The organism is Ideonella paludis (assembly GCF_018069865.1).
GTDB lineage: Bacteria > Pseudomonadota > Gammaproteobacteria > Burkholderiales > Burkholderiaceae_C > Ideonella > Ideonella paludis.
Map to the genome: position 1 here is coordinate 1 of NZ_JAGQDG010000002.1, position 24,212 is coordinate 24,212.

Here is a 24,212-nt window from a genome sequence, read left to right on the forward strand (position 1 = left end):
GGGGCCGCAGCGGCGGCCGGCGCCGCAGCCGGCGCGGGCGCTGGTGCCGCTGGGGCGAGCGCCGCCGGCGCCGGGGCCGCCGTGGCCAGCGGGGCGCGCTTTGCCCGCTTTGGCGTAGCCGGTGCCGCCCTCTTCGCAGGCTGGCAGGGCACACGCCTCTACAGCGCCCTGGACGATTGGTACAACGCCGCCAACCGCGACAGCATGGGCAAGGGCGTGGTGCTCACTGAAGACGCCCGCCGCCGCCTGGGGCAAACCACCCCCACCATGCGCGAGCGCGCAGCCCGTGGCGCCTACCTGGGCTCTATCGGCCTGCCGCAAGACATCACCAGCCTGGGCGCTGGCGGCGGCCTCTCGCTGGGCACCGGCAAGCTGGACGTGGCCGTGCGGGTGACGGATGACCGCGTCACCGCCACCACCCAAGTCACCCAGCCCATGAGCCTGGTCAAGATCAACCCCGGCAACACCAACCCAGGGAGCTACAAGTAATGGCGTGGCTGGATCAACTGCGGCCCGCCTCCTTTCGGGGCGTGCCCTTCCAGGTAGACACCATCGAGCACCTGGCCGGAGACAACGTGGTGCTGCGCGAGTACCCCTTCCAAGACTTGCCCACCGTCTTCCGTATGGGCGAGGCGGCAGAGGAGATCAAGCTCAGCGCCTACGTGATCGGCGAGGACTACATCGAGCAGCGCGACGCCCTGCGCCAAGTGCTCAGCGGCCAAGGCGAGCTGGTGCACCCCACAGCCGGGCGCATGCTCGTCTACGTGGCGGGCCGCTTCACCACACGCGAGGCGCCCACGGCCGAGGGCGGCGTGTGCCGCTTTGACCTCACCTTCATCCGCGCCGAGGCCCGCCGCTACCCCACCCAAGGCCCCAACACCCGCACCCAAGCCACCACCGCCGCGCAAGCGGGCAAGCAGGCCGCGCAAGAGGCCTTTGCTGCGAGCTGGAGCCTGGCCGGCGCCCCCGGCTGGGTGGCCGCCAACGCGGTGGAGCGCCTGCGCGCCACGCTGGAGCCCACCTACAGCCGCCTGGCCGCAGTGAGCGCCCAGCTCGGCGCCTTCAACAGCAGCCAGATCGCATCCATGCAAGCCCTGCGCGGCGGGCTAGAGAGCCTGGTGGCCACACCCCGCCAACTGGCCGCCAACATCGCCACGCTGTTTGAGCTGCCCAGCGAGATGACAACAGCCACAGCAAGGGCCTTTCAAAGCGCCTTTGCGTGGGCTTTTGACCTGGGCACCGCCGTGCCCGTGCGCGCCTTTGAGGTGAGCACCATCAGCGCTGGCTTGGCCATGTATGGCGCTGGCCAGGGCGCCCCGCTGCAAGTGGCCACCAGCGCCAAGCGGCAGCAAGCCGCCCTGCAAGCCGCGAGTGATGGCTTGCTGCAAACCCTGGCCACGGCCGCGTGGATTGAAGCCGCCGCCCAGGCCGAGCTGGCCAACTACGACGAGGCCCTGGCCCTGCGCGCCACCATCCACACCCAATGCCTGCGCCTGGCGCAAACCGCCAGCACCGAGGCCCCCACCAGCGCCCAGCCCACCACGCACCTGCCCGAGGCGATTGCAGCCATGCACACCGCCGCCCTGGCAGACCTGCAAGCCCGCAGCCGCGACCTGGTGCGCCTGAGCACCTACACCCCCGGCGTGTGGGAGCCCGCGCTCGTCATCAGCCACCGCCTCTTCGGCACCGCCCAGTGGGCCGACGAAATCCTGGCCATGAACCCGCACATCGAACACCCGCTACTTGCGCCCCCCGGGCGCGAGTTGCGGATCATCCGGCACGAGTGAGCCGCAACCCTGAAGAGAAAGCCAACATGAGCACCGACCAAGCCATCGAAAAAGAGATTCAAGCCAAGGGCCTGACCGCACCTCGCATCACGCCTGCGGACATTGAGGCGAACATTGCCAGCGAGCACTACTTCACAGCGGACGACGGCGTGACGGGAGACTCCTTTAAGCAAAAGGCTGAGGTGAAGTGCCCAGCGCCGCTTGCTCTGCTGACCTTTTGCGTCTTGGTCCTGCGCAACGGCTTCACCGTGACAGGCGAGAGCGCTTGCGCCAGCCCCGAGAACTTCGACGCCGAAATGGGCCGCAAGATCGCCCGCCAGAACGCGATCAATAAGGTGTGGCCTCTGATGGGCTATGAACTGCGCAGCAAGCTCGCGGCGGGCGACAAACCCGATCATGCGGCCAGCTTGAGAGCCGCACTGGCGGCCCTTGTCGGCGCTTCGACCAAAGCGCAGCTTCAGGGCCTACGCTTTGGCTTGTCGGTCGTGGGCGCGCCCTCCGCTGACCGCGCGATGATGGAGGCCGCCCTCCAAGCCCTTGAAGCCACCGCCACCGAGTAAGCCCCATGGCCGGCCCCGAGCGCTACACCCGCGACGCCGCCCAGATCACGCTCAGCGTGAACGGGCAGGCCTATGTGGGCTGGCTGCAAAGCGAAGTCTCGCGGGACCTTGAAAGCATCAGCGCCACCTTCAGCGTGCCCATCAGCCTGCCCGCGGGCTTTGTGCCGCCGATCAAGCGGCAAGACCTGGTGCGGGTAGAGATCGGCAGCACGCTGGTGTGCACGGGCTATGTGCTGGCCGCCCAGGCCTTCTACAACGCGCGGGACTGTGGCGTGGTCGTCATGGGGCGCGACCGCACGGGCGACCTCATTCGTGCCAGCGCCATCCACGCGGGTGGCCAGTGGCGCAATGTGGGCCTAGACCGCATCTGCCGCGACATCCTGGCCCCCTTCGGCCTGGAGCTGATGGTGGAGGCCGACATCGGCGCCCCGGTGGTGGACTTCAAGCTCGCCCACGGCGAGACGGCCCTAGACGCCCTGGCCCGCGCTGCCAAGCTGCGCGGCGTCATCCTGAGCCGTGACGCAGCCGGGCGCGTGGTGCTGGCCAAGGCGGGCACCAAGCGCTTTAAGGGCACCATCCGGCGCGGCTGGAACGTGATCGAGATGCGCGACATCGGCACGGACGAGCAGCGCCACAGCGAGTACATCGTCTACGGCCAAAGCCACACCGTGGCCAGCTTTGAGCAGGCGCGGGGCCTCAAGGCCCGGGCCTTCGACACTGAGATGCAGCGCTATAGCCCGCTCATCATCAACGCCCAGGGCAACACCACCCAGGCCGAGCTGCAGGCCCTGGCAGACCACACCGCCCGCGTGCGGCGCGGCCACAGCATGGGCTTGGCCTACACCCTAGAAGGCTGGACGTTTGAGGGCGAGGCCTGGCCGTTGAACGAGCGCGTGGCCATCTATGACGACGTGGCAGGCCTGGCCGGTGACGAGTGGCTCATCACCAGCGTGCGCCAAACCTGCAGCCTGCAAAACGGCGATGTCACCGAGCTGGTGGTGCGCCCCGTGGAGGCCTACGACAGCGTGCCCCTGAAGAGCAAGCCCGTGCGCCGCAACTGGGGTAACAAGGGCAACACCACGAACCACGACACAGGCCCCAGCGACGGGGCACGCTCATGAGCTGGTTTGAGAACATCATCCGCCGCGCCCGCCTGCGCACCCTGACCGAGGGACAGGTGCAAAAGGCCCGCGCCGAAGCCCTGGACGACGACGCCAAAGACGACGCCGAGCGCTTCCAAGACTATGGCTTTGCCGCAAACCCCGTGGAAGGCCAAGGCCTGGTCATCAATGCCGGCGGCCACACAATCGTGCTGCGCATGGACCGCCTGGCCGAGCGCCCCCAGCTGGCCGAGTACGAGGTGAGCGTGTGGCACAAAGAAGGCCACCGCGTGACGCTGAAGGCGGGCAAGCTGGTGCAGGTGGATTGCGACGAGCTGGTGATCAATGCCGCCAACCGCGTGGCGATCAACACCGCCCAGCTCGACGTGGCCGCCACCGGCGGGGCGGCCTTCACGACGCCCGAGCTACAGGCCAGCGCCAAGCTGACCGCGCCCACCATTGAGGCCGGGGTAAGCCTGAAAGTGCAGGGCAAGGAGATGCACCAGCACAAGCACGGCGGTGTTGATATTGGCAATGATCAATCAGGGCCGCCGGTTTGACGGGCGCTTACCTACGATTCAGCACCAGGTCATCTATCCCGAGTTCATTGGCCAACAATAAAACCTCTTCCCTCGGGGCTAACTGAAGTTCGTCCACCAGCGAAAGCAGCAGTTTCAGGCGCGAGCGAATCTCCAGCCAGTAAACTGAAGAGAGGAAGGGCCGGGCGGCTACGGCCGCGAGTGTAAGTGTCCCCACCTGTTGAGAGATCCTGGCAGCGTATAACTTGGCTCGCTCATCGCGGCTGCCAACGGCGTAGGAGCGCCACCACAAGAGGCACCCGTCTGGGGCCGCTCCGTCAAGCGCTTGAAGGATGGAAAACCGCCGCTCTTTCTCCGGCGCGTCCCAGGGCAAGACCGGGCGGTCAAGCAAGTCTTCAGTCCTACGTAGGGTCATTTCGAAGGTGTCCAGCGCCTTGGCTTTGTCCCTTTCATCCTGGTGCGCCTTTTCTGTCTTGGCGCTTTCCTCCGCCCGCTGTCGCGCCTCGGATTCCGCAAGCAACAAGGCCTGTCGGGTCAGTCGCAAGGTTTCGTTTTGCGTCTTTACTGTCCATGCAAGGGCGCCAAGAGTCACAGCGCCGATGACGGGGTTCAGAACTCCTCCAAGAAAGTCGCCAAACTGGCCACACCTCTCCTGGTCACATATTCCGTACCAATAGGCGTAAGCCATAGCCGCTAGTGCCGCCGCGACGGCCACAGCAATGCCAAAGGCCAGCCATTTGCCACTTGGCAAGTTTTCATCTTTCATAGTCGCTTCTCGCGCTGTTTAGTTTGATGGTGGGGGCGGTGTGAACCGCTTCACAGGGCTCATTCTGCCCCCCGTCGCGATGATGGGCGCATGTTCGACATTGCCACCCGCCTACAGCCCGCGTCCCTTGGCACGCCCGCGCTGACGGTGCCGTTTGACTGGCGCCTGGCACAGCCCGCACCGGCCCGGGGCTACCCGTTCACTACCGTGCTGGCCACGCCGCCCACCCCTGGTGTGGAGGTGCTGGCCACGTATGCCATGGAGCTGGAAGACACGCTGGCCACGGCAGTCGTCATCAGCCTGTTTACCGACCGCCGCGCTGGCCGCGACGATGCCCTGGCCCCCGGCAACACCGAGCGCCGGGGCTGGGTGGGCGAGGAGTTCGTTAGCACCACGGGCGAGGCCTGGGGCTCGGCCCTGTGGCTGCTCTACAGCGGCAAGGTGATTGCGGGCAAGCTGGAGCAAGCCCAGTTTGCCGCCCGCGAGGCCCTGGCCTGGCTGGTGCGCGACGGCATCGCCAGCCGGGTGGATGTGACCGCCGAGTGGGCGGGCGAGCGGGGCGACCGTCTGGCCATTCGCGCCGCCGTTTACCAAGCCAACAACCCGTCCCCCGTCTATGACGTGCTGTGGGGCACCTCAATCACTCGCTGGGCAGAGCTATGACCGCACCGCAGATCAATGTGCCCATCCCCACCGTGGCCGACGCCACGGCCAACGCCGCCCGCCTGTTGCAGCAGAGCCTGGCCAGCGCCGCGCAGGCCGCAGACCCGGCCGCACTGACCCCGCGCGACCTGGAGCTGGCCCGCTCCAACGTGGCCGCGCTGGCCTTTGTGCTGGGCGCCGGGCTGCACGGGGCCTATCGCTACTTAAGGGACTTTGTCGCCCGTCAAGCCATCCCCACCCGCAGCAGCGGGGAGTTTCTCGACGCCTGGCTGGCGACCTACGGCCTCACCCGCAAGCCCGCAAGCGCCGCCACCGGCCTAGTGCTGGGCTCGGGTGTCACCGGCACAGTGCTGCCCGCCAACACCCTGCTGCAAGGCGCCACGGGGCAAAAGTACAAGGTCAGCGCAGACGCTACGGTGGTGGCCGGTGCGGTGCAAGCCACGGTGGTGGCCCTGGTGCCCGGTACAGAGGCGCTGGCGGCAGAGGGCGCGGTGCTTAACCTGGTTAGCCCCGTGCCCGGCATCAATACCGGCTTCACGGTGGCCGCCGGAGGCATTGCAGGCGGCTCCAACGCCGAGAGCGACGACCAGGCCATCTACCGCCTGCGCCAGCGCCTGAGCGCCCAGCCCATGGGCGGCAGCCCCGCAGACTATGCCCGCTGGGCGCTGGAGGTGCCCGGCATCACCCGCGCCTGGGGCGTGCGCAACCCCGGCGGCCCCACCACGGCGGGCGTCATCATCATGGCCGACGCCAACGCCAGCCCCGGCCTGCCCACCAGCGGCCAGCGCGACGCCGTCTATGCGTATATCCGCGACCCACTGCGCGGCCCGCCTGACGAGCTGTTTGTCATCATCCCCGCGCCCGTGGTGGTCAACGTCAGCCTTACGATCAGCCCCGACACCCCCGCGCTGCGCGCCGATGTGACGGCCGCGCTTCAAGACCTCTTCTTCCGCGAGGCCGTGCCCGGCAGCTCGATCCCCCACAGCCACCTGGTGGAGGCCATCGCCACCGTGCTGGGCGAGTACAACCACCAGGTCATCAGCCCCACCATCACCAGCGGGGCTTTCTTCACCACGGCGGCCTATAACGAGCTGCTGGTGCTGGGCAGCGTGACGTTCGTATGAGCACCACGCCCACCGTCGAGCGCTTTACCCAGGCCCTAGCCGCGCTGCTGCCCACCGGCTGGGCCTGGCCAAGGGCTGAGTCATCCACCCTCATGCGCGTGCTGCGCGGCCTGGCCAGCGCTTTTGCCGAGCACCACGCCTGGGCGCAACTGGCGTTTGAGCAGTGGCTGCCCCACAAGACCACCAGCCGCCTGGAGGAGTGGGAATACGCCTGCGGCCTGCCCGACAAGTGCTACGGCGCCACCCAGCCCTATGAAGACCGGCGTGACCGCCTTTTAGCCCGCCTGCGCGGCCCCACCGGGGCCTATGCCGACAGCAGCCCCGCCGCCCCCGGCGCCCTGGCCGCTCTGCTGGCCGACATGGGCTACACCGCCACAGTTACCTACACCCAGCCCTTCCGCTTCGGCCGCGAGCGCTTCGGCGCCCGCTTTGGGGCCAGCGGCGTCTTGCACGTGGGCGTCTCAGGCGTCACCGGCACCGCCCCGCTCGACGCCGCCGTCATCGCCTGCGCGCTGGAGGACTACATCCCCGCCCGCTTTCGGATCACCATCACCCTGTAAAGAGCCATGGACTACACCCAAGCCAGCGCCTACGTCACCCACCCCGGCACGGGCCAGCGCATGGCCCAGGACACTCTCCCGGTGCCTACCGCCAGCACGGCCAAAGACTTCAACATGGTGGTCTGGAGCCTGATGGAGGTGGTCAAAGCGGCAGGCATCGAGGGCGCACAGTTCGACCCCAACGTGCCCTCCACCTACCAAAAGCTGCTGCAGGCCGTCCGTAAGATGGGCGTGCCCCCCGGCACCGTGGCCCCTATGGCGCGCTTGTCAGTGCCCGAGGGCTGGCTGGTGGCCAACGGCCAAAGCGTGCTTAAAGCCTCTTTCCCGGACCTTTACAGCGCCATTGGCGACGTCTTTAAGCTGGCTGGAGACCCCGCCACCGAGTTCCGCGTTCCTGATCTGCGTGGGGAGTTCATCCGAGGCTTGGACTCCGGGCGCGGTATAGACACCGGGCGGGCTCTTGGTTCAGCCCAGGCGGAGCAGGTCGGCCCCCACACCCACCAGCTTCAGGTTCAGGGGAGCGACCGCGACAACGGCGACCCCGGCCCCTTGGTGGTGACCGGCCCCGATGTCGTCGGGGAAAACAACGGCACCAACGCCCTGCACACCAACTCCAAGGCCCTGGCCAGCACCAACACCGAAACCCGGCCCCGAAACGTGGCGCTGCTCTACATGATCAAGACCTGAGCCGAAAATGCTGGTTCAGATCAAACGTTCCCCTGGATCAAATTAAACGGCGCGCTACTTCAAAACTCCCCGACCCTGGGAACTTGGGCCATTTACCCCACCCAGTGTCCTGAAAAGTGGGGCAATTGCCCCACGTCCTCACACCAACGACGCGCGCAGAGCGGCCAAGGTCTGCTCTGGACACTCGTGCATCAGCCCGTGACCGCAGGGCAGCAGCGTGACCGCGGCGTTGAGCGCCTGAGCCAGCGCCTTGACCGCCTTTGGAGGGGTCATTTGGTCGGCCTGCCCGGCGATCACATGGCTTTTGCAGCGCACGGCCGCTGCAGCTTGCAAGCCGCCGTCGTAGCGATTGCACAGATCGAAGTCGTGCACAAACACCTCACTACCCGGCTTGGAGGCCATCACGCTGGACATGAGTCGGCGGTTGCCTCCATGCAGCCAGAAGCCTGGCCCCGGGTAGGAAGGCTTGGAAGCCTGCGTTGAGATCGACAGCGCATTGACCAGGTCCATGCCTGCCTCCGGGGTGTCTCGGGCCAGGGTCAGCAGGGCGTCCGAAACCTTCATGGGGAAAGCCGAGCCCATCAGCACCAAATGGCTGGCCCGCTCAGGCGCCCGGCCTGCTGCAGCCAGTGCGATCAGTGATCCCATGCTGTGGCCGACCCAAGCGGCCTGTCGCACGCCTGCGGCATCCAGCAGTGCCAGGCACCAGTCGGCAATGGCTTCGACGCTGGGCAGCAGCGGCCCGCCCGAGCGACCATGCCCCGGCTGATCGACGGCCAGCACGGCCCAGCCATGGTGGGCGTACCAGCGCGCTAACAGGTTCCAGACACTGTGGTCATGCAAGGCGCCGTGAATGAAGACCACGCAGGGCAGGGCCGGGTCAAAGGGTTTGCCGCCGGTGTAGGCATAGGCCTCATGGCCTTGAACAGTCAGCTTCATGGGCGATCTCCGGTAGCAGGGGCAGCGCGCTCGGCCGCCTTGAGCGCGCGCTTCAGGTCGTCCAGCAGGTCGGCCGGGTCTTCTAAACCAATCGACAAACGAATGGTGCCGGGCGCGATGCCGGCTTGCGCCAGCGCCGCGTTGTCCATGCGGAAGTGAGTGGTCGAGGCGGGGTGGATCACCAAGGAGCGGCAATCGCCCACATTGGCCAGGTGCGAAAAAATCTTCAGGCTCTCGACAAAGGCCACGCCTTGCTCGCGTGTGCCTTTGAGGTCAAAACTGAACACCGAACTGGCGCCCTTGGGCAGCAGCTTAGCCGCCAGCGCTTGGCTCGGGTGGCCGTCCACCTCGGGGTGGTGGACTCGCTCAACCATGGCATGCTGGCTGAGGAAGCGCAGCACGGCGCGGGTGTTCTCCACATGGCGCTGCATGCGCAGCGGCAGAGTCTCTATGCCTTGCAAGATGAGCCAGGCCGTGTGCGGGCTCATGCAGGCGCCAAAGTCCCGCAGGCCTTCGCGGCGGGCGCGCAGCAAGAAGGCACCCACGGTACTTTCCTCCTTGAACACCATGTCATGAAAGCCCGCATAAGGCTCGCACAGGCTGGCAAACAGGCCGTGCTTGGCGTGGGCTGCGTCCCAATCGAAGCGGCCCGAATCCACCAGCACGCCGCCGATGACGGTGCCGTGGCCGCTCAAGAACTTGGTGGCCGAATGGAAGAGCAGGTCTGCGCCGTGCTCAAAGGGCTTGAGCAAGCAAGGCGGGGTGAAGGTGGCGTCCACCAGCAGGGGCAAGCCCGCCGCATGAGCGATGGCACTGATGGACGGGATGTCCAGCACATCGCCACCCGGGTTGCCAACGGTTTCACCAAACAGCATCACGGTGTTGGGGCGAATGGCGTTGCGCCAAGCGGCCAGGTCGCCAGGGCGCACAAAGGTGGTCTCAATCCCTAAGCGCCGCAAGGTGTAGTGCAGCAAGTTGTGCGAGCCCCCATAAAGCGCCGAGCTGGCCACGATGTGGCTGCCCGCGCCCGCCAAGGTAGTGACGGCCAAGGCCAGTGCCGCTTGGCCGCTGGCGGTGGCGATGGCCCCCACACCCCCTTCCAAGGCCGCCATGCGTTCCTCAAAAACGGCGGTGGTGGGGTTGGAGATACGGCTGTAGACATGCCCAGCTCGCTCCAGGTTGAACAACGAGGCGGCATGCTCGCTGGACTCAAACACAAAAGAGGTGCTGAGGTGAATGGGCGTGGCGCGCGCGCCCGTCGCAGGGTCTGGCGCGGCACCAGCATGCAGGGCGAGGGTGTCGAACCCAGGGTCTTGATATCCGGGCATAGGGTCTTCCTGTGTAGGGGAGCGGTCGGGATTGTGTGCTATGTTGCCCACCAGTAAGATTCCCACGAACCATCCGCTGCGAAGGAGACCCCATGAAAGTCAGCGACATCCTGCGTGTCAAAGGCAATACCCTCTACACCCTCAGCCCTGATGAGCCTTTGGCCACAGCGGTCACGGTGATGGCCGAGAAGGACATCGGCTCACTGGTGGTGATGGACAAAGGCAGTCTGGCCGGGATGCTGACCTTTCGCGAGGTCTTGACCGCCATCGTTCGCAGTGGCGGCCAAGTGGGGACGGCCTCGGTTCGTTCGGTCATGGACCCCGCACCGCTGACCTGCAGCCCCGAAACTGAGATTGACGAGGTCCGGCGCATGATGCTGGGCCGGCACGCGCGCTACATGCCCGTCATGGACGAGCGGACGCTGATGGGGGTGATTTCGTTCTACGACGTGGCCAAGACCGTGGTGGATGCGCAGGACTTCGAAAACCGCATGCTCAAGGCCTACATCCGCGACTGGCCTGCCGAAGACAGTCAAGCCGCTGCCGCGGAAGCCAAGGGCGGTTGAGCTGTACGCTCCTGCAGCCACAGCAGGGCGGCTTGGGGCTCAATGGGGCGGCAGAAGCGATAGCCCTGCAACATGTCGCAGCCATTGGCGCGTAGGAAGTCCGCCTGCTCGTCGGTCTCCACGCCTTCGGCAATCGTCGTCAAGTTCAGGGCATGGGCCATCTGAATGATGGCTTGAACGATGGCGCGGTCATCCGGGTCGCTGTGGATATCGCGCACAAAGGACTGGTCGATCTTCAGCGTGTCGATGCGGAAGCGCTTGAGGTAGTTGAGCGACGAGTAGCCAGTCCCGAAATCGTCAATGGACAGGCGCAAACCAAGGGCATGGAGCCTGTCCATCATCACGATGGCGGCGGTCGGGTTCCCAGTCGCCACGCTCTCGGTCAACTCCAACTCCAGGTTGCACGCCGGCAAGCCGGTTTCGTTCAAGATGGCTTGCACGCGCTCGGGCAGCGTGGGGTCCCGAAACTGCACTGCGGACAAGTTAACCGCCATCACCAAGGGCGGCAAGCCCTGATTCATCCACGACTTCATTTGCTGGGCGGCGGTGCGCATCACCCATTCACCGATGGCCACAATCTGACCGTTATGTTCGGCCAGCGGAATGAACTCGCCGGGCGAGACCATGCCCAGTTCGGGGTGGCGCCAGCGCACCAGAGCCTCTAGGCCCACCACACGGCCCGTCGCGGTGTCGAGCTGCGGTTGGTAGTGCAGCAGCAACTCGTCTCGCTCTATGGCCCGGCGCAGGTGCGCTTCCAGTTGCAGGTGCCGCACAGAGCGCGGCTGCATGCCCTCCGTGAAGAAGCAGGTGGACGCGCGCCCCTCCTGCTTGGCCCGATACATCGCGGTTTCGGCATTGCGGGTGATCAGCTCGACACTGTCCCCGTCGTCCGGGAAGATGGCAATGCCCACCGAGGCGGTGAGGCTCAGCTCATGGCTGTCGATCATGCACGGCTGCGCCAGGCGCTCCTGCAACTTCAGCGCCACTTGGTGGGCTGCCTGGGCATGCGCACCGGGTAAGCAGACAGCGAACTCATCGCCACCCAGCCGGGCCACCACATCAGCCTCGCGGAGGTCTTCACGCAGGCGGTGAGCCATCTCCACCAACACGGCGTCGCCCGTCCGGTGGCCAAAGTTGTCGTTGATGTCGCGGAACTGGTTCAAGTCCATGAACAAGACGCTCACCGGTTCCGCGTCTCGGCCGCGCTTTTGCATGGCGAGCTGCAGCCTTTGCTCAAACAGGCGGCGGTTGGGCAAGTCGGTCAACGGGTCATAGTGCGCTTGTCGGTGCAGTTTGAGCTCGGCCTCGCGCGAGCGCGTGATGTCGTTGATGATGCCGATCAGGTGCGTGGGCTGGCCGTCTGCACTCAGGCGGCGTGTCAACGACACCCAGGCCGTGAAGACCTCGCCATTGCGGCGCAGGCTGCGAAGCTCGCCTTGCCAATGGCCTTTGCGCTCCAGGGCACTTCGGATGCGGCGGTGCACCTGCGGACGTTCTAGGGCCTGGGTGAGCAGGCCCGGATACTGCCCTTGAGCATCCTCTGGGCTGTAGCCTGTGATGTCGCTGAAGGCTTGATTGATCGAGAGGATTTCACCCTTGGCATCCGTGATCATGATGCCCTCGCGGGCTTGCTCGAACACTGTGGCAGCCAGCATCAGCTTGTCTTCGGTTTGGCGCCGCAATGTCACATCACGGCCTTCGATCAGCACACAGGGGCTGGTGGATGTTGAGCCACAGTTGACTGCTCGGAGGTGGATCTCGACGTACCTGGGGTCTTGCTGAGGAGGGGCCAGCTTGAGCTCAATGCGCTTAGCCTGGCCGCCACGAGCGACATCGATGGCGGCCTTTAAGGCGTCCGCTTGCTCACCTGACGCGAGGCCCGGCAATGTCCAGATGGCTTGCATTTGGGCTTGAAGCAGGTCTTCGGATTGCAGCCACAAAAGGCCGGTGCGGTTCATGTGCAAGACGATGCCATCGCCATCGACCCAGCCAAACATCTGGCTGCTTTGGTCCAGCATGGTGGGGGCGGCCTGCGCCATGGGCAAACTCGCAAACGGCTCAGGGGCGAGATCGCTGAGATGCTGCGCCGCAGGGTCACGGCGGCCGCGGCTGAGCCAAGCGCCCACGCCGCCCGCGGCGGCCATGAGCAAGAGGATGGTTGTCCAAGGCAGCCCCTGCTGGGCAGCCATCGGTGTGGCAGCCAGGGCATGGGGGCAAGCCAACCAGCCCGCCAGCCATGCGCTGGTGGCTGCCGGGCGGCCCCGCCTTGAGCAGTGAAACAAATCGTGCATCTTGGGCATCGTGTTGGATCTCTGGTGCAACCTCCAAACACCACACCAGGATGCCCAGACTGTGACATATTGACACTTCGGTGCATTCGGCGAAATGAACCCTGAAAGGACGGGTAACTCGCGGCCATCAGCGTGGACCGATAGAATCAAACGCTTGTTTCAATTCCTTGGACGGTGACGTCCACACCCATCCCCATCATGTCTGGCAGCACTTTTGGCGAGTTGTTTCGCGTCACCAACTTTGGGGAGAGTCACGGGCCTGCCATTGGTTGCGTGATTGACGGCTGCCCACCCAATTTAGAGTTGTCCGAGGCGGACATTCAGCCGGAGCTGGATCGGCGCCGGCCAGGCACGTCCCGGCATGTCACCCAACGCAACGAGCCTGATTCAGTCGAGATCCTGTCCGGGGTCTACGAAGGCAAGACCACCGGTGCGCCCATTTGCCTGCTGATCCGCAACACCGACCAGCGCAGCAAAGACTATGGCAACATCGTCCAGACCTTTCGGCCTGGGCATGCCGACTACACCTACTGGCACAAATACGGCATCCGCGACCCTCGCGGCGGTGGCCGCAGCTCAGCCCGTCTGACCGCGCCCATGGTGGCCGCCGGCGCGGTGGCTCGCAAATGGCTGGGCGAGCGCCATGGCATCTCCATCCGGGGCTGCATGACCGCATTGGGGTCTGTGGAGATCCCCATCGAGGACTGGAGCGAGGTCCATAACAACCCGTTTTTCGCGGCAACCGCCAACGGCATTGACGCACTCGAAGCGGCCATGGATGCGCTGCGCAAGTCGGGTGACTCAGTGGGCGCGCGTTTGTATGTCGAAGCCTCCGGCTTGCCGGTGGGCTGGGGCGCCCCCTTGTTTGACAAGCTCGATGCAGACATCGCCTACGCCATGATGGGCATCAATGCCGTCAAGGGCGTCGAGATCGGTGCGGGGTTCAAAGCCGTGCAGCAGCGGGGCAGCGAGCATGGCGACGAGCTGACCCTGGAAGGCTTCATGTCCAACCAGTCAGGTGGCGTGTTGGGCGGCATCTCGACCGGACAAGACCTGCGCGTCAATGTGGCGATCAAGCCCACCAGTTCGATCCGGGTGCCGCGGCGGTCTATCGACTTGCAAGGCCAAGCCGCGACCGTCGAAACCTTTGGCCGTCACGACCCTTGTGTTGGCATTCGGGCCACGCCCATTGTCGAGGCCATGCTGGCCCTGGTCTTGATCGACCATGCCATGCTGCATCGGGCGCAATGCGCGGACGTCGAAGTCTTCACGCCCGCCATTCCCGCAGGCTTGGGCTGATCGGCAAGGCGGCTAAGCGCCCTGCGGGCCTCAGGCTTTCTTGGCGGGGGTGCGTTGGGACGCGGTGTGCAAGATCCAATTGGCAATATCGCTCAGCGGTAGCACGTGATCCACACCGCCGAGGCGAATGGCCTCTTTGGGCATGCCAAAGACCACGCAGCTGGCCTCGTCTTGGGCCGCTGTGACGGCGCCTGCATCATGCATTTCTTTGAGGCCACGGGCGCCGTCGTCACCCATTCCCGTCATGATCACGCCAATGGCGTTGCGACCGGCTTGGGCTGCGACTGAGCGAAACAGCACGTCCACAGAGGGGCGGTGGTGGTTGATCAACGGGCCATCGACGACCTCTGCCACGTACTGCGCACCACTGCGACGCAGCCGCATGTGCTTGCCGCCCGGCGCAATCAGCGCTCGCCCAGGAATGACACGGTCGCCGTCCTTGGCCTCCACCACATCAATCTCGCACAAGGAGTTCAGGCGAGAGGCATAGGACGCGGTGAACTTCTCGGGCATGTGCTGCACGATCATGATGCCCGGCGTATTGCGGGGCAGGGCGCGCAGCACCACCTCGGTCGACTGCACACCACCGGTCGACACGCCCATCACCACCACGCGGTCGGTGGTTTCAGCCATCGCCCCCACGGCGGTAGGGGGGGCAATGAAAGGCCTGGGCGCAGGCTTGCCGCCGGCCGGCGCCGGGGCAGAGCGCGGCAAGGCCTTGAGGTTGGCTTTGGCCGCTGCCTTGACGGCATCCACCAAGCCATTCGAGCGCTCACCCAAAAACTCACGCAAACCCATGCGAGGCTTGGTGACGAAGCTCACGGCGCCCGCGGCCAGAGCTTGCATGGTGGTTTCGCACCCCGCCTCGGTCAGCGTAGAGCACATGACGACGGGGGTGGGCCGCTCTGACATCAGCTTGCGCAGAAAGGTGATGCCGTCCATGCGCGGCATCTCAACGTCCAAGACGATCACGTCAGGACAGGCGCTGTCGAGTTTGGGCCAAGCGAACACCGGGTCTTGGGCGGTGGCCACGACATCAATCCCTCCCGCGGTCAGCAAGTCGGACAGGTGCTTGCGCACGACGGCCGAGTCGTCAATGATCATCACCTTGATGGCCATGTTTTTTTACTCCTTTGATTTAGGCGTGGCGTGAACCCCGCTTGACCTGGACTTCCCCCGACTCCAGCTTGAGCGTCACCGTGCGCGGCACATGGTCCCCCACATCCACACCGTCGAGCTGAAAGCCATACTTGTCGATCAAGGTCCAGCCCATTTCAATATTGCGCTCACCCACATTCAGCTTGACCCCCGTTTGGTCGGGCATGGTGTCGGCCCCGCCGTAGAGGTGGGCGATGTATTCCGAGGGTTGGGTGCGGGCACGCTTCAAGCTTTGGACGAGCAGCTCAATGGCTTCGTCGCCATAGCGTCCGTCCATTTGCCCGGGCTGCGGCTCGCGCCGCTGCGGCAGCAGAAAGTGGCACATCCCGCCCCAATGGCGCTCGGGGTGCCACAGCGTGACGGCCACGCAGGAGCCCAGCAACGTGCGCAGGCTGGCCACGCGGCTGCCAAAGTGCCATTGGCCCGGCATCAGGAACAGGCTTTGCCCCGGCGTCGCCGGCACCCAGCCGTGTATGCCGCTCTCAGCTTCTTTCGTAGACCGCTGTGCGGACGGTTTTGAGACCGTGGTCGAGATGGCTGAGCGATTCGGCGTGACCAGTGAAGAGATAGCCATGGGGTTTCAGAAGCTGGATGACTCTTCGCACAATGGCTTCCTTGCCCGGAGGATCAAAGTAGATCAACACATTGCGAAGGAAGATGACATCAAATCGACCGAGGTCCGGGAGCTTCTCGGTCAGGTTGGCACTGCTGAAGTGAACGTTTTCTTTGAGCGCCTTGCTGATGAGCAACTGACCGCTGTGCTCACCCTGGCCACGCAGACAGTAGCGCTTCAAGTACTCCTTGGGCACAAAGCGCGCGCGCTCCATGCTGTAGAGGCCTCTTTGAGCCGAGCTGACCATGGCGGTAGACAGGTCCGTCCCGACCACCTCCCAGCCTGTCGGCCCCAGCTTTTCCGACAGCAACATGGCGATGCTGTAGGCCTCTTCGCCGGAGGAGCTGGCAGCGCTCCACACGCGGAAGGGCTCTGGCTTGTCGTACTGCGCCAGTTCCTGCGCGAGGAACTCAAAGTGCTGCGGCTCGCGAAAGAAATAGGTTTCGTTGGTGGTCAGCTTGTCCACCACCCGAACAATCTCCTGAGGGTCCTGCTCATCAAGCAACTGGGAGACATAGGCATCCAGGCTGCGCACCCCCTTGTCCTGGGCCAGCTTCTGAAGCCGGCCCTCCACGAGCGGACGCTTGGCCGGCGTGAGGCGAATGCCAGAGATGTTGTGGAAGAGGTCGGCGACGGCGTCAAACGAGGCCTGTGACAGGCTCATGCTGGGCTCCTTTTTGCCTTAGGCATGAGCAGTGTCTTTGGCGATGAGCAGCGCAAGCTCCTCATCATCCAAAGACCGCGGCAGGTCCAGCACCAGCACCATGGTGCCGTGCGCCCGGGTAATGCCCGCGATGTAATGCGGCGAGATGCGCGTGCCCAGGGTTGGTGGGTCTTCCATGTCGGCAGTGGACGCCTCCAGCACCTCATGGACCGCATCGACCAGCAGGCCCAGAACTTGGCGCGAGCCATCATGTTCACCGCTGGGCGTCACCTCAACCACCACGATGCAGGTGCGGCGGCCGGGTATGGTCGGCGGCAGGTTGTAGCGGGCGGCCAAGTCGATGACGGGCACCACCGCGCCGCGCAGGTTCATCACGCCTCGCACAAAGCTGGGCATCATGGGCAGGGCCGTGGTGGGGCCGAGTTCCAGAATCTCTCGCACTGAGTCAATGGGCACGGCAAACACAGCGTCGGCCAAAACAAAGCGCAAGTACTGCCGCATCTCTGCAGGCGCATCGACTTCACGTTCTAGGGTGGCATGCATGGTCGTTCGGTCTCAGTTAAAACGGAGCAAAGTGGGCCTCGTCAACGGTCTCAGCCTGCGCCTCCTGACGGGCACGCTGATTGGCCGTGGCAGGGCCTGACGCACGGCGCTTCGGGCTGGACTTTTTGGCGGAAGCCGCTTGTGGACGCGCTGCCGTGGCAGAGAGTTCACCGTCCTCTTCGTCGGCCAGGCGGAAGAAGGCCATCAGCTCTTGCAGTTGCGTGGCTTGGGCCGCCAGCTCCTCAGCCGTGGCGGACAGCTCTTCCGAGGCCGAGGCGTTTTGCTGAGTGGCCGTGTTGAGATGGTTCATGGCCGAGGTGATTTGCGCCACGCCACCGGATTGCTCCGAAGAGGCTGCGGCAATCTCCTGCACCAGCTCAGAGGTCTTGTTGATCGAGGGCAACATGCCGCCGAGCAGGGTGCCGGCCTTTTCGGCCAAGGTGACCGAGGAGCTGGCCAGTTGGCCAATCTCTTGAGCGGCAACCTGGCTGCGTTCTGCGAGTTTGCGCACCTCGGCCGCCACCACCGCGAAGCCCTTGCCGTGTTCCCCTGCACGGGCGGCCTCAATGGCTGCATTCAAGGCCAGCAAATTGGTTTGGTAGGCGATGTCGTCGATGATGCTGATCTTCGTGGCGATGGACTTCATCGCATCCACGGTGCTGCTCACGGCGCGTCCACCTTCAGCCGCCTCTCGGGCCGCCTGGCCCGCCATGCGGTCCGTGGTGCTGGCGTTCTCGGCGTTCTGGTTCACCGAGGAGGCCATTTGCTGAAGCGATGCGGTGGTTTGCTCCACGCTGGCAGCCTGCTCGGAAGCCGATTGGGAGAGCGACTGTGACGTCGAAGACACCTGACCCGATGCTGCGCTCAGTTGATTGGCTGCAGCACGCACTTCCACGATCGTGCGACTGACGGTCTCCACCAAGTCGTTGAACACGCGGCCCAAGGTCGCGAAGAAGGGCTCCTTGCCTTCCGTCTCCAAACGCTTGGAGAAGTCGCCTTGAGAAGCGCCCTCGGCAATGCCTGAAAGCTCATGCTCTGCCGCCAGTTCGGCCGTGCGGTCTTTCCATTCCACGACCGTGCCCAGGCGCTGGCCTTTGGGGTCAATGATCGGCGTGGCAATCAATTGGAAGGTGAGACTTGCGACTTTGATCTCGACCTTGTGCACCCCTGTCAGATTGCCCAATAGATTGCGCTGATGGCTGGGGTTGCGGTGGAAGTTGTCAAAGCTGGACCCCAGAATGCGCTTGACCTCAAAGCCCGGCAAGGCCTTGCGCAGCGTGGCCTCATTGCGGCTGAGCATGTCCTTGACGGACTGGTTCATGTAGATGATGGTCGAGTCCGTGTCGGCAATCATCACGTTGGTCGTGCAGGTGTCGAGCGCCTGACGCACACGGCCAGACTCTGCAGCCAGACGTTTGATGTCTGAGAACTCAAAGCCCAAGCGGATCTGGACGCGTTTGAGGGCCAACATCATGTCAGCCAGCTCATCTCGGCCTTCTGCGGTCACCACGCCGTCGAAGCGCGCTTGTGCGAAGTTTTCGAAATGGCGCTTGGCCTGGCCCAAGGTCTTGGTCAGGCGGCGAGCCATGGCTGCGCCTGCGCCCAGTGTGGCGAGCCCACAGGCCGCAGCAGCTGCGGCCGCAATGACGGACTGCCCAGCGGCTGCGGCGGCGCTCAGCGCTGCCGTCGCCACCAGGCCGCCACCCAGCAGGCCAAACTTGAGGGCCAAGCCTTGGTGAGTGACCGCCGCGGGGATGGCCAACAGCTTGGCCACGGCTCCGTTATCGACGGCCGAACCCTCACGAATGATCAAAGTGCCGGCTTGCCCGTCGCGAATGCGCTTGTACAAGGCTTCGGCGGCTTCCACCTGGGCTCGCGTGGGTACGGTTCGCACCGACATATAGCCCACCACCTGGTCGCCCTCGGTCACGGGCGTTGCGTTGGCCACCACCCAGTAGTGGTCACCATCCTTGCGGCGGTTTTTGACCATGCCGGTCCAAGGCCGCCCCGCCTTGAGCGTGGTCCACATGTCGGCAAACGCACTCTCTGGCATGTCGGGATGACGGACCAAATTGTGCGGTTGGCCAATCAGCTCCGACTCCACAAAGCCAGAGGCTTCGATGAAGTCGGGGTTGACGTAGGTGATCCGTCCCTTGAGGTCGGTACGCGACACGATGGCAGAGCCCTCGCGCAGCATGTACTCCCGCTGGGTGATGGGCAGATTCGTGCGCATGATCTTCGATACCTCAGTCGTTCATCGAGAAATTCAGAAGGGCGCGAAGGCCTCTTCGTTGACGGATTCATCACCAGCCGCAGCCTGGGCTCGCTGGGGGCGAGACTTGGCGGCCGACCGTGTGGGGGCCGCTTTGGCCGCCGATCGCTGGCCAGGACGCCGCGCGGCGCCATCCTCGGCCACCTGGAAGAAGGCCATCAGTTCTTGCAACTGGTTGGCCTGGGCTGACAGCTCTTCTGCGGTGGCGGAGAGCTGCTCTGCAGCCGAAGCGTTCTGCTGGGTGGCGGTGTTCAGATGGTCCATGGCCGAGGTGATCTGCGACACACCGCTGGCCTGTTCGCTCGACGCCGCAGAGATCTCTTGCACCAAGTCCGATGTCTTGTTGATCGACGGCACCATATTGCTCAGCAGATTGCCAGCCTTCTCCGCCAGATTGACCGAGGTGCTGGCCAGCTCGCCAATCTCCTGAGCCGCCACTTGGCTGCGCTCGGCCAGCTTGCGCACTTCGGCCGCCACCACGGCAAAGCCCTTGCCGTGCTCGCCTGCGCGGGCCGCTTCAATGGCGGCGTTCAGGGCCAGCAGGTTGGTTTGGTAGGCAATGTCATCAATGATGGAGATCTTGGTGGCGATGGACTTCATGGCCTCGGCGGTGCGGGCCACAGCGTCGCCGCCTTCTTCGGCTTCCTTGGCTGCCTTGGAGGCCATGCTGTCGGTGACCGAGGCGTTCTCGGAGTTCTGCTTGACTGAAGACGCCATCTCTTGCAGCGAGGCCGTGGTTTCTTCCAGGCTGGCGGCCTGCTCAGAGGCCGACTGCGACAACGACTGGGAGGTCGACGAGACTTGCGAAGAGGCCGAGGTCAGCTGGTCTGCAGCCGAGCGCACTTCCACAATGGTCTTGCTGACGGTTTCAACCAGCTCATTGAACAGTCGACCCAAGGTGGCAAAGAAGGGGTCCTTGCCTTCGGTGGACAGGCGGGAGGCGAAGTCACCGTCCGCAGCACCCTTGACCATGCTGGAGAGTTCAGCCTCCGCCGCGACTTCCCCGGTGCGGTCCTTCCATTCCACGACCGTGCCGATGCGCAGACCATGCTCATCGAAGATCGGGTTGGCGATCAGCGAGAAGTGCAGATTGGCTACCTTGATCTGAACCTTGTGAGTGTTCTTGAGGTTGCTCAGCAGGCTGCGCTGATGCGCCGGGTTGCGGTGGAAGTTGTCAAAGCTTTGGCCAATGATCTTGCGCACCTCGAAGCCGGGCAGGGCCTTGCGTAGCTCCATCTCGTTTTGGCTGAGCATGTCGGTGACCGACTGGTTCATGTAGATGATGTTCGAGTCCGCGTCGGCGATCATCACGTTCGTGGAGCAGGAGTCCAAGGCCTGCTTGACGCGTGCGTTCTCGGCAGCGGCTGCGGCCGTGCTCTCCGTGCGCTGACGAAGCTGCGATTGCATATGCTTCATGCTGGCCATCAGCGGCGAGAACTCGTCGCTGCGTTCGTCCTTGATCTCAGTGCTCAGGTCGCCGTCCCGCACCAGCTCCGCCACACGCTGCGCGACCGCCACACGGCGGCGCAGGCCAATCGCTGTCATCCAGGCGACCACCAGTGTCACCGTGGCGCAGAAGGCCACCATGGCCGTGATGAGCATGCTCATTTGGGCGGCCTGCTTGTCGATCTCGGCCAGGTCACTGTCCAAGGCTTCGGACAAGCTCTTTTTCTTGTCAGCCAAGGCCACCAGCACCTTGTTGCGTGCGGGAATGGTCTTGTCGATCAGCGCATCCACGGCGGCATCCTTCTGACCCGCGGTGATCAAGCTGACGTTTTGACCGGCAATGGTCCAGAAGGACGCCATCGAGGCTTTCAGGGTCGCGAACTTTTCGCGCTCAGAAGCTTCGGTGGAGCGCTTGCCAATGCGCTCCAACACCTCATCAATATGCTTTTTCTTGCTGCCAATATCCTCCAGCGTGGCCTGCAATTCTTTGTCATTGCGAGCCAGCATGGCGTGGCGAACTTGGAGTGAGGAGCGTGTGACATTGAGTTCAATGTCCGCAATGTCTTGCAAGAACGGGACGCGCTCACTCTTGGTTTCAGCGCTGAGCTGCTTCACCTGGTCCAAGCGGTTCCAAGAGAAGGCCGCCAATCCGCCCATCAGCACAGCGATGGTGATGCCAACGGCTTGAAGCTTGCGACCCATGCCAAAGTTAAATTGAGTTGCCATGTTGACTCCAGAGACTGACGGGAAAGATCAGGCGGCGACTTTGTCGTCGGACCCAATGCGCTGTGAATAGAGACCTAGACCAGGGGCTAGGCGCGTGTCTTGACGAGTGGCTGCTTGCACCACCCCTTGCATGTCCAACACCAGTGCCACAGCGCCGGATCCCAGAATCGTGCTTCCCGCCAAAGCCTTGATGTGACGGAAGATCCCGGCGAGCGGCTTGATGACGGTCTGGTGTTCGCCCAAGAGCCGGTCGACCACCAGGCCGATGCGGACCGTACCGTCGCGCACCACAATCAGGCTGCGCCGGCGGGCCAGGCCAGGCTCCACGCCATAGAAGCGCGCCAAGTCCAGGTAGGGCAAGACTTCGCCACGCAGGTCGAATGTCCCGCACACGCGATCAGGGTCTGCCAAGCATTCCTGCGGCACGTCGATGCACTCGGACACCACCGACAAGGGCAAGACATAGTGGACATCGCCCACCATCGTCAGGAAGCCATCAATCATGGCCAGGGTCAGCGGCAGACGAATCTGCATCGTTGCGCCCCGTCCCGGCTGGCTGGCCACGCGGATGTGGCCCCGCAGCGATTCGATGTTGCGCTTGACTACATCCATGCCGACGCCACGTCCGGAGACGTTGGTGACGGCCTCTGCCGTTGAGAAGCCAGGCAGGAAAATCAGCTGATAGATGGCTTCGTCGTCCAGCACGGCGTCATGCGGGATCAGATTGCGTTCGATGGCCTTCTTCAAGATCCGGTCACGGTCGAGCCCTTTGCCATCGTCGCTGACTTCGATCACGATGGAGCCGGACTCATGGTAGGCATTGAAGGCCAAGCGTCCCTGGGCTGACTTGCCCACCGCAATGCGCTGCTCTGTCGGTTCAATGCCGTGGTCCAGGCTGTTGCGCACCAGGTGCATCAGTGGGTCGGCAATCGTCTCGACCATGGACTTGTCCAGCTCGGTATCACCGCCGGTGATCACCAATTCGATGTCCTTGCCCAGCTGCTTGCTGAGGTCTCTGACGACGCGGTGGAAGCGGGCGAAAGTGTCTCCGATGGGCACCATGCGCAAGCCCAGGGCACCATCACGGGCCTCTTCGACGATATCGCTGATGCGTTGGGCCGCCTCCATGAAGGACGGAGACTGCTCGGTGTGCGCCACCAGTTGCGCACCCGAGCTGGCAATGACCAACTCACCAATCAGGTCGATCAGCCGGTCGAGCTTGTCGGCCCTGACGCGAATGAAGCGTGACTCTTCGCTCTTGCGCTCTTTGGGCGCAGCTTTGGCAGAGGGCGCGGCAGCGGCGATGTGCGCCGCAGGTGCTGCTTCGCTCACAGGCTCGGGGGCGGCCGCCGCAGCGATGGGGGTGGGCGCAGGTGCGGGCGTCAGCTCGGGCTCAGGCAACAGGTCAGCTTCGGCCGGCGCAACCAAACCCATGCGGTCCCACAAGCTAGACAAAGCCTCGCGGGCTTCGCTGTCTTCCGCGCGGCGCTCTAGCAGGGCTTGGCGGCTCGCGGCGTCAGCATTGGGCGCCAAGACGGCCACATCGCAGTCGTCATGGCAGAAGTCAAAAACCTGTTCAATCGCTTGCTGAGAGGCGCTGCTCTCGAAGGCCACCTCAACACCAACGTAGCAGTTCTCTGGATCCATGCCCTCCAAGGGGGGGATCAGCGCTTGGACCAAGTGCATGTGCTTGACCGCACCCAAAGAGTCCAGATAGCGAATGAAGGCCAGTGGGTCGAGGCCGTTGCGCAGCGCGTCCAGCCCGAATCGCAGGGAGATGTGCCAATAGCCCGGTCCTTGAGCTGCCGTGGTCACCTCCGCGGCCTCGGAGGGGGCGGCACTCGGAGCGCTTGGGGCCGCAGGCGCGGAAGTGGCCGTCATGGCGGCTCGCAGCTCAGCCCCCAAAGAGTGACTCACCGCGGCCACTTCAGGGTCGCTCTCGCCACTGCGGACTTCCTCCAGCAGTGCCTCCATCTGGTCGCGGCTGCGGAGCAGCAGGGCGGTCAAATGTTCATTGACGGCCAGTTGGCCAGAGCGCAGACACTCCAGCAGCGTCTCCGCCTCATGCGTGAAGTGAACAACAGCGTCAAAGCCAAACAGCCCGGCGGTGCCCTTGATCGTGTGTGCAGCCCGAAACGCTGCGTTGAGATTCTCTGCGTCGGTGGGGTCTTCCTCCATGATCAGCAGAGCCTGCTCGAACTGCCGCAGCATGTCCGAGGCCTCGTCCAGGAAGCCTGCCCGGGCAACGGCCAATATCTCTTCGTCGTCATGCATCATGAGGCACGCTCCTGGCTTGCGCCGTCCAGCAGGCTCGTCATGCCGTAGCTCTGCAAGGCTTGGCGAACCGCGTCTGAGGCGGCGGAGATCACACATTGACCGCCGCGCTGGGCGGCGGACTTTTGAGCCGCAATCAGCAGTTGCACGCCACTGCTGTCGCAGGCCTCAATGGCGGACAAATCCAACGTGCAGTCGGACTCACTTGTGGGCCAAGCCGCCAGCAATTGCTCGCGCTGTTGCGCGGCGTAGCCGATGCTCAGTTCACCCTGCAGCGTGACGGTGCTCATGGCGCTGTGCTCGCGAG

Annotated in this window: 23 protein-coding genes; 11 read left to right on the forward strand and 12 right to left on the reverse strand. The window is 64.3% G+C overall.

Annotation, left to right across the window (positions count from 1 at the left end; translation table 11 throughout):
- The 5 genes from KAK11_RS04455 to KAK11_RS04475 form a co-directional block, all read left to right on the forward strand.
- On the forward strand, positions 1-489 hold a 489-nt coding region (locus KAK11_RS04455; protein ID WP_375140662.1), incomplete at its 5' end, for a hypothetical protein.
- Positions 489-1,787: a DNA circularization protein gene (locus KAK11_RS04460; protein ID WP_210806677.1), complete on the forward strand. Its 1,299-nt coding sequence runs from the start codon at positions 489-491 to the stop codon at positions 1,785-1,787. The genes KAK11_RS04455 and KAK11_RS04460, both read left to right, overlap by 1 nt.
- Positions 1,788-1,813: 26 nt before the next feature.
- Complete coding sequence (locus KAK11_RS04465) at positions 1,814-2,347, forward strand: Gp49 family protein (RefSeq protein ID WP_210806679.1); 534 nt, start codon at positions 1,814-1,816, stop codon at positions 2,345-2,347.
- Between the two features lie 5 nt (positions 2,348-2,352).
- Positions 2,353-3,468 (forward strand): phage baseplate assembly protein, encoded by a 1,116-nt coding sequence (locus KAK11_RS04470; RefSeq protein ID WP_210806681.1) that lies wholly within the window; start codon positions 2,353-2,355, stop codon positions 3,466-3,468.
- Entirely contained in the window at positions 3,465-4,007 is a 543-nt protein-coding gene (locus tag KAK11_RS04475; protein WP_210806683.1) for a phage baseplate assembly protein V, read from the forward strand. The genes KAK11_RS04470 and KAK11_RS04475 overlap by 4 nt, the downstream gene beginning before the upstream one ends.
- Before the next feature lie 7 nt (positions 4,008-4,014).
- Here the strand turns inward: KAK11_RS04475 and KAK11_RS04480 are convergent, their stop codons facing one another.
- Complete coding sequence (locus tag KAK11_RS04480; RefSeq protein ID WP_210806685.1) at positions 4,015-4,752, reverse strand: hypothetical protein; 738 nt, start codon at positions 4,750-4,752, stop codon at positions 4,015-4,017.
- Between the two features lie 90 nt (positions 4,753-4,842).
- Between KAK11_RS04480 and KAK11_RS04485 the strand changes: the two genes are divergently transcribed.
- The 4 genes from KAK11_RS04485 to KAK11_RS04500 are packed head-to-tail and all read left to right on the forward strand — an operon-like array spanning position 4,843 to position 7,786.
- Positions 4,843-5,415: a phage GP46 family protein gene (locus tag KAK11_RS04485; protein ID WP_210806687.1), complete on the forward strand. Its 573-nt coding sequence runs from the start codon at positions 4,843-4,845 to the stop codon at positions 5,413-5,415.
- Complete coding sequence (locus tag KAK11_RS04490) at positions 5,412-6,539, forward strand: baseplate J/gp47 family protein (RefSeq protein WP_210806689.1); 1,128 nt, start codon at positions 5,412-5,414, stop codon at positions 6,537-6,539. Before KAK11_RS04485 ends, KAK11_RS04490 begins: the two co-directional genes overlap by 4 nt.
- Positions 6,536-7,099 (forward strand): putative phage tail protein, encoded by a 564-nt coding sequence (locus KAK11_RS04495; RefSeq protein ID WP_210806691.1) that lies wholly within the window; start codon positions 6,536-6,538, stop codon positions 7,097-7,099. The genes KAK11_RS04490 and KAK11_RS04495 overlap by 4 nt, the downstream gene beginning before the upstream one ends.
- 6 nt (positions 7,100-7,105) lie before the next feature.
- Positions 7,106-7,786, forward strand: coding sequence for a phage tail protein (locus KAK11_RS04500; RefSeq protein ID WP_210806693.1), 681 nt, complete (start codon positions 7,106-7,108; stop codon positions 7,784-7,786).
- Between the two features lie 138 nt (positions 7,787-7,924).
- Here the strand turns inward: KAK11_RS04500 and KAK11_RS04505 are convergent, their stop codons facing one another.
- Positions 7,925-8,725 carry an alpha/beta fold hydrolase gene (locus tag KAK11_RS04505; RefSeq protein ID WP_210806695.1) on the reverse strand — a complete coding sequence of 267 codons (801 nt, stop codon included), beginning with the start codon at positions 8,723-8,725 and terminating at the stop codon, positions 7,925-7,927.
- A complete protein-coding gene (locus KAK11_RS04510) occupies positions 8,722-10,053 on the reverse strand; it encodes an O-acetylhomoserine aminocarboxypropyltransferase (protein WP_210806697.1) in 1,332 nt (443 codons plus the stop codon). Before KAK11_RS04510 ends, KAK11_RS04505 begins: the two co-directional genes overlap by 4 nt.
- Positions 10,054-10,145: 92 nt before the next feature.
- Here KAK11_RS04510 and KAK11_RS04515 point away from each other — a divergent pair, with 92 nt between their 5' ends.
- Positions 10,146-10,619, forward strand: a complete 474-nt coding sequence (locus tag KAK11_RS04515) for a CBS domain-containing protein (RefSeq protein ID WP_210806699.1) — start codon at positions 10,146-10,148, stop codon at positions 10,617-10,619.
- Here the strand turns inward: KAK11_RS04515 and KAK11_RS04520 are convergent.
- Positions 10,586-12,910 (reverse strand): putative bifunctional diguanylate cyclase/phosphodiesterase, encoded by a 2,325-nt coding sequence (locus KAK11_RS04520; RefSeq protein WP_210806701.1) that lies wholly within the window; start codon positions 12,908-12,910, stop codon positions 10,586-10,588. The two genes, KAK11_RS04515 and KAK11_RS04520, sit on opposite strands and share 34 nt — an antisense overlap.
- Positions 12,911-13,108: 198 nt before the next feature.
- Between KAK11_RS04520 and aroC the strand changes: the two genes are divergently transcribed.
- Positions 13,109-14,209 carry a chorismate synthase gene (aroC, locus tag KAK11_RS04525; RefSeq protein WP_210806703.1) on the forward strand — a complete coding sequence of 367 codons (1,101 nt, stop codon included), beginning with the start codon at positions 13,109-13,111 and terminating at the stop codon, positions 14,207-14,209.
- Positions 14,210-14,239: 30 nt separating this feature from the next.
- On the opposite strand, the gene KAK11_RS04530 is transcribed toward aroC, so the two are convergent.
- The 8 genes from KAK11_RS04530 to KAK11_RS04565 are packed head-to-tail and all read right to left on the reverse strand — an operon-like array spanning position 14,240 to position 24,195.
- On the reverse strand, positions 14,240-15,328 hold the full coding sequence (locus KAK11_RS04530; RefSeq protein WP_246498449.1) for a protein-glutamate methylesterase/protein-glutamine glutaminase: 1,089 nt from the start codon (positions 15,326-15,328) through the stop codon (positions 14,240-14,242).
- 19 nt (positions 15,329-15,347) lie between these two features.
- The gene (locus KAK11_RS04535; protein WP_310737743.1) at positions 15,348-15,830 is read right to left on the reverse strand and encodes a chemotaxis protein CheD; all 483 of its coding nucleotides are present in this window, start codon (positions 15,828-15,830) and stop codon (positions 15,348-15,350) included.
- A gap of 19 nt (positions 15,831-15,849) precedes the next feature.
- A complete protein-coding gene (locus KAK11_RS04540) occupies positions 15,850-16,644 on the reverse strand; it encodes a CheR family methyltransferase (protein WP_210806707.1) in 795 nt (264 codons plus the stop codon).
- Positions 16,645-16,662: 18 nt separating this feature from the next.
- Entirely contained in the window at positions 16,663-17,187 is a 525-nt protein-coding gene (locus tag KAK11_RS04545) for a chemotaxis protein CheW (RefSeq protein ID WP_210806709.1), read from the reverse strand.
- A 16-nt stretch (positions 17,188-17,203) separates the two neighbouring features.
- Complete coding sequence (locus KAK11_RS04550) at positions 17,204-19,420, reverse strand: methyl-accepting chemotaxis protein (RefSeq protein ID WP_210806711.1); 2,217 nt, start codon at positions 19,418-19,420, stop codon at positions 17,204-17,206.
- A gap of 33 nt (positions 19,421-19,453) precedes the next feature.
- Positions 19,454-21,631 (reverse strand): methyl-accepting chemotaxis protein, encoded by a 2,178-nt coding sequence (locus tag KAK11_RS04555; protein WP_210806713.1) that lies wholly within the window; start codon positions 21,629-21,631, stop codon positions 19,454-19,456.
- Between the two features lie 27 nt (positions 21,632-21,658).
- A complete protein-coding gene (locus KAK11_RS04560) occupies positions 21,659-23,908 on the reverse strand; it encodes a chemotaxis protein CheA (protein ID WP_246498451.1) in 2,250 nt (749 codons plus the stop codon).
- Complete coding sequence (locus tag KAK11_RS04565; protein ID WP_210806716.1) at positions 23,905-24,195, reverse strand: STAS domain-containing protein; 291 nt, start codon at positions 24,193-24,195, stop codon at positions 23,905-23,907. Before KAK11_RS04565 ends, KAK11_RS04560 begins: the two co-directional genes overlap by 4 nt.
- Between the last annotated feature and the right edge of the window lie 17 nt (positions 24,196-24,212).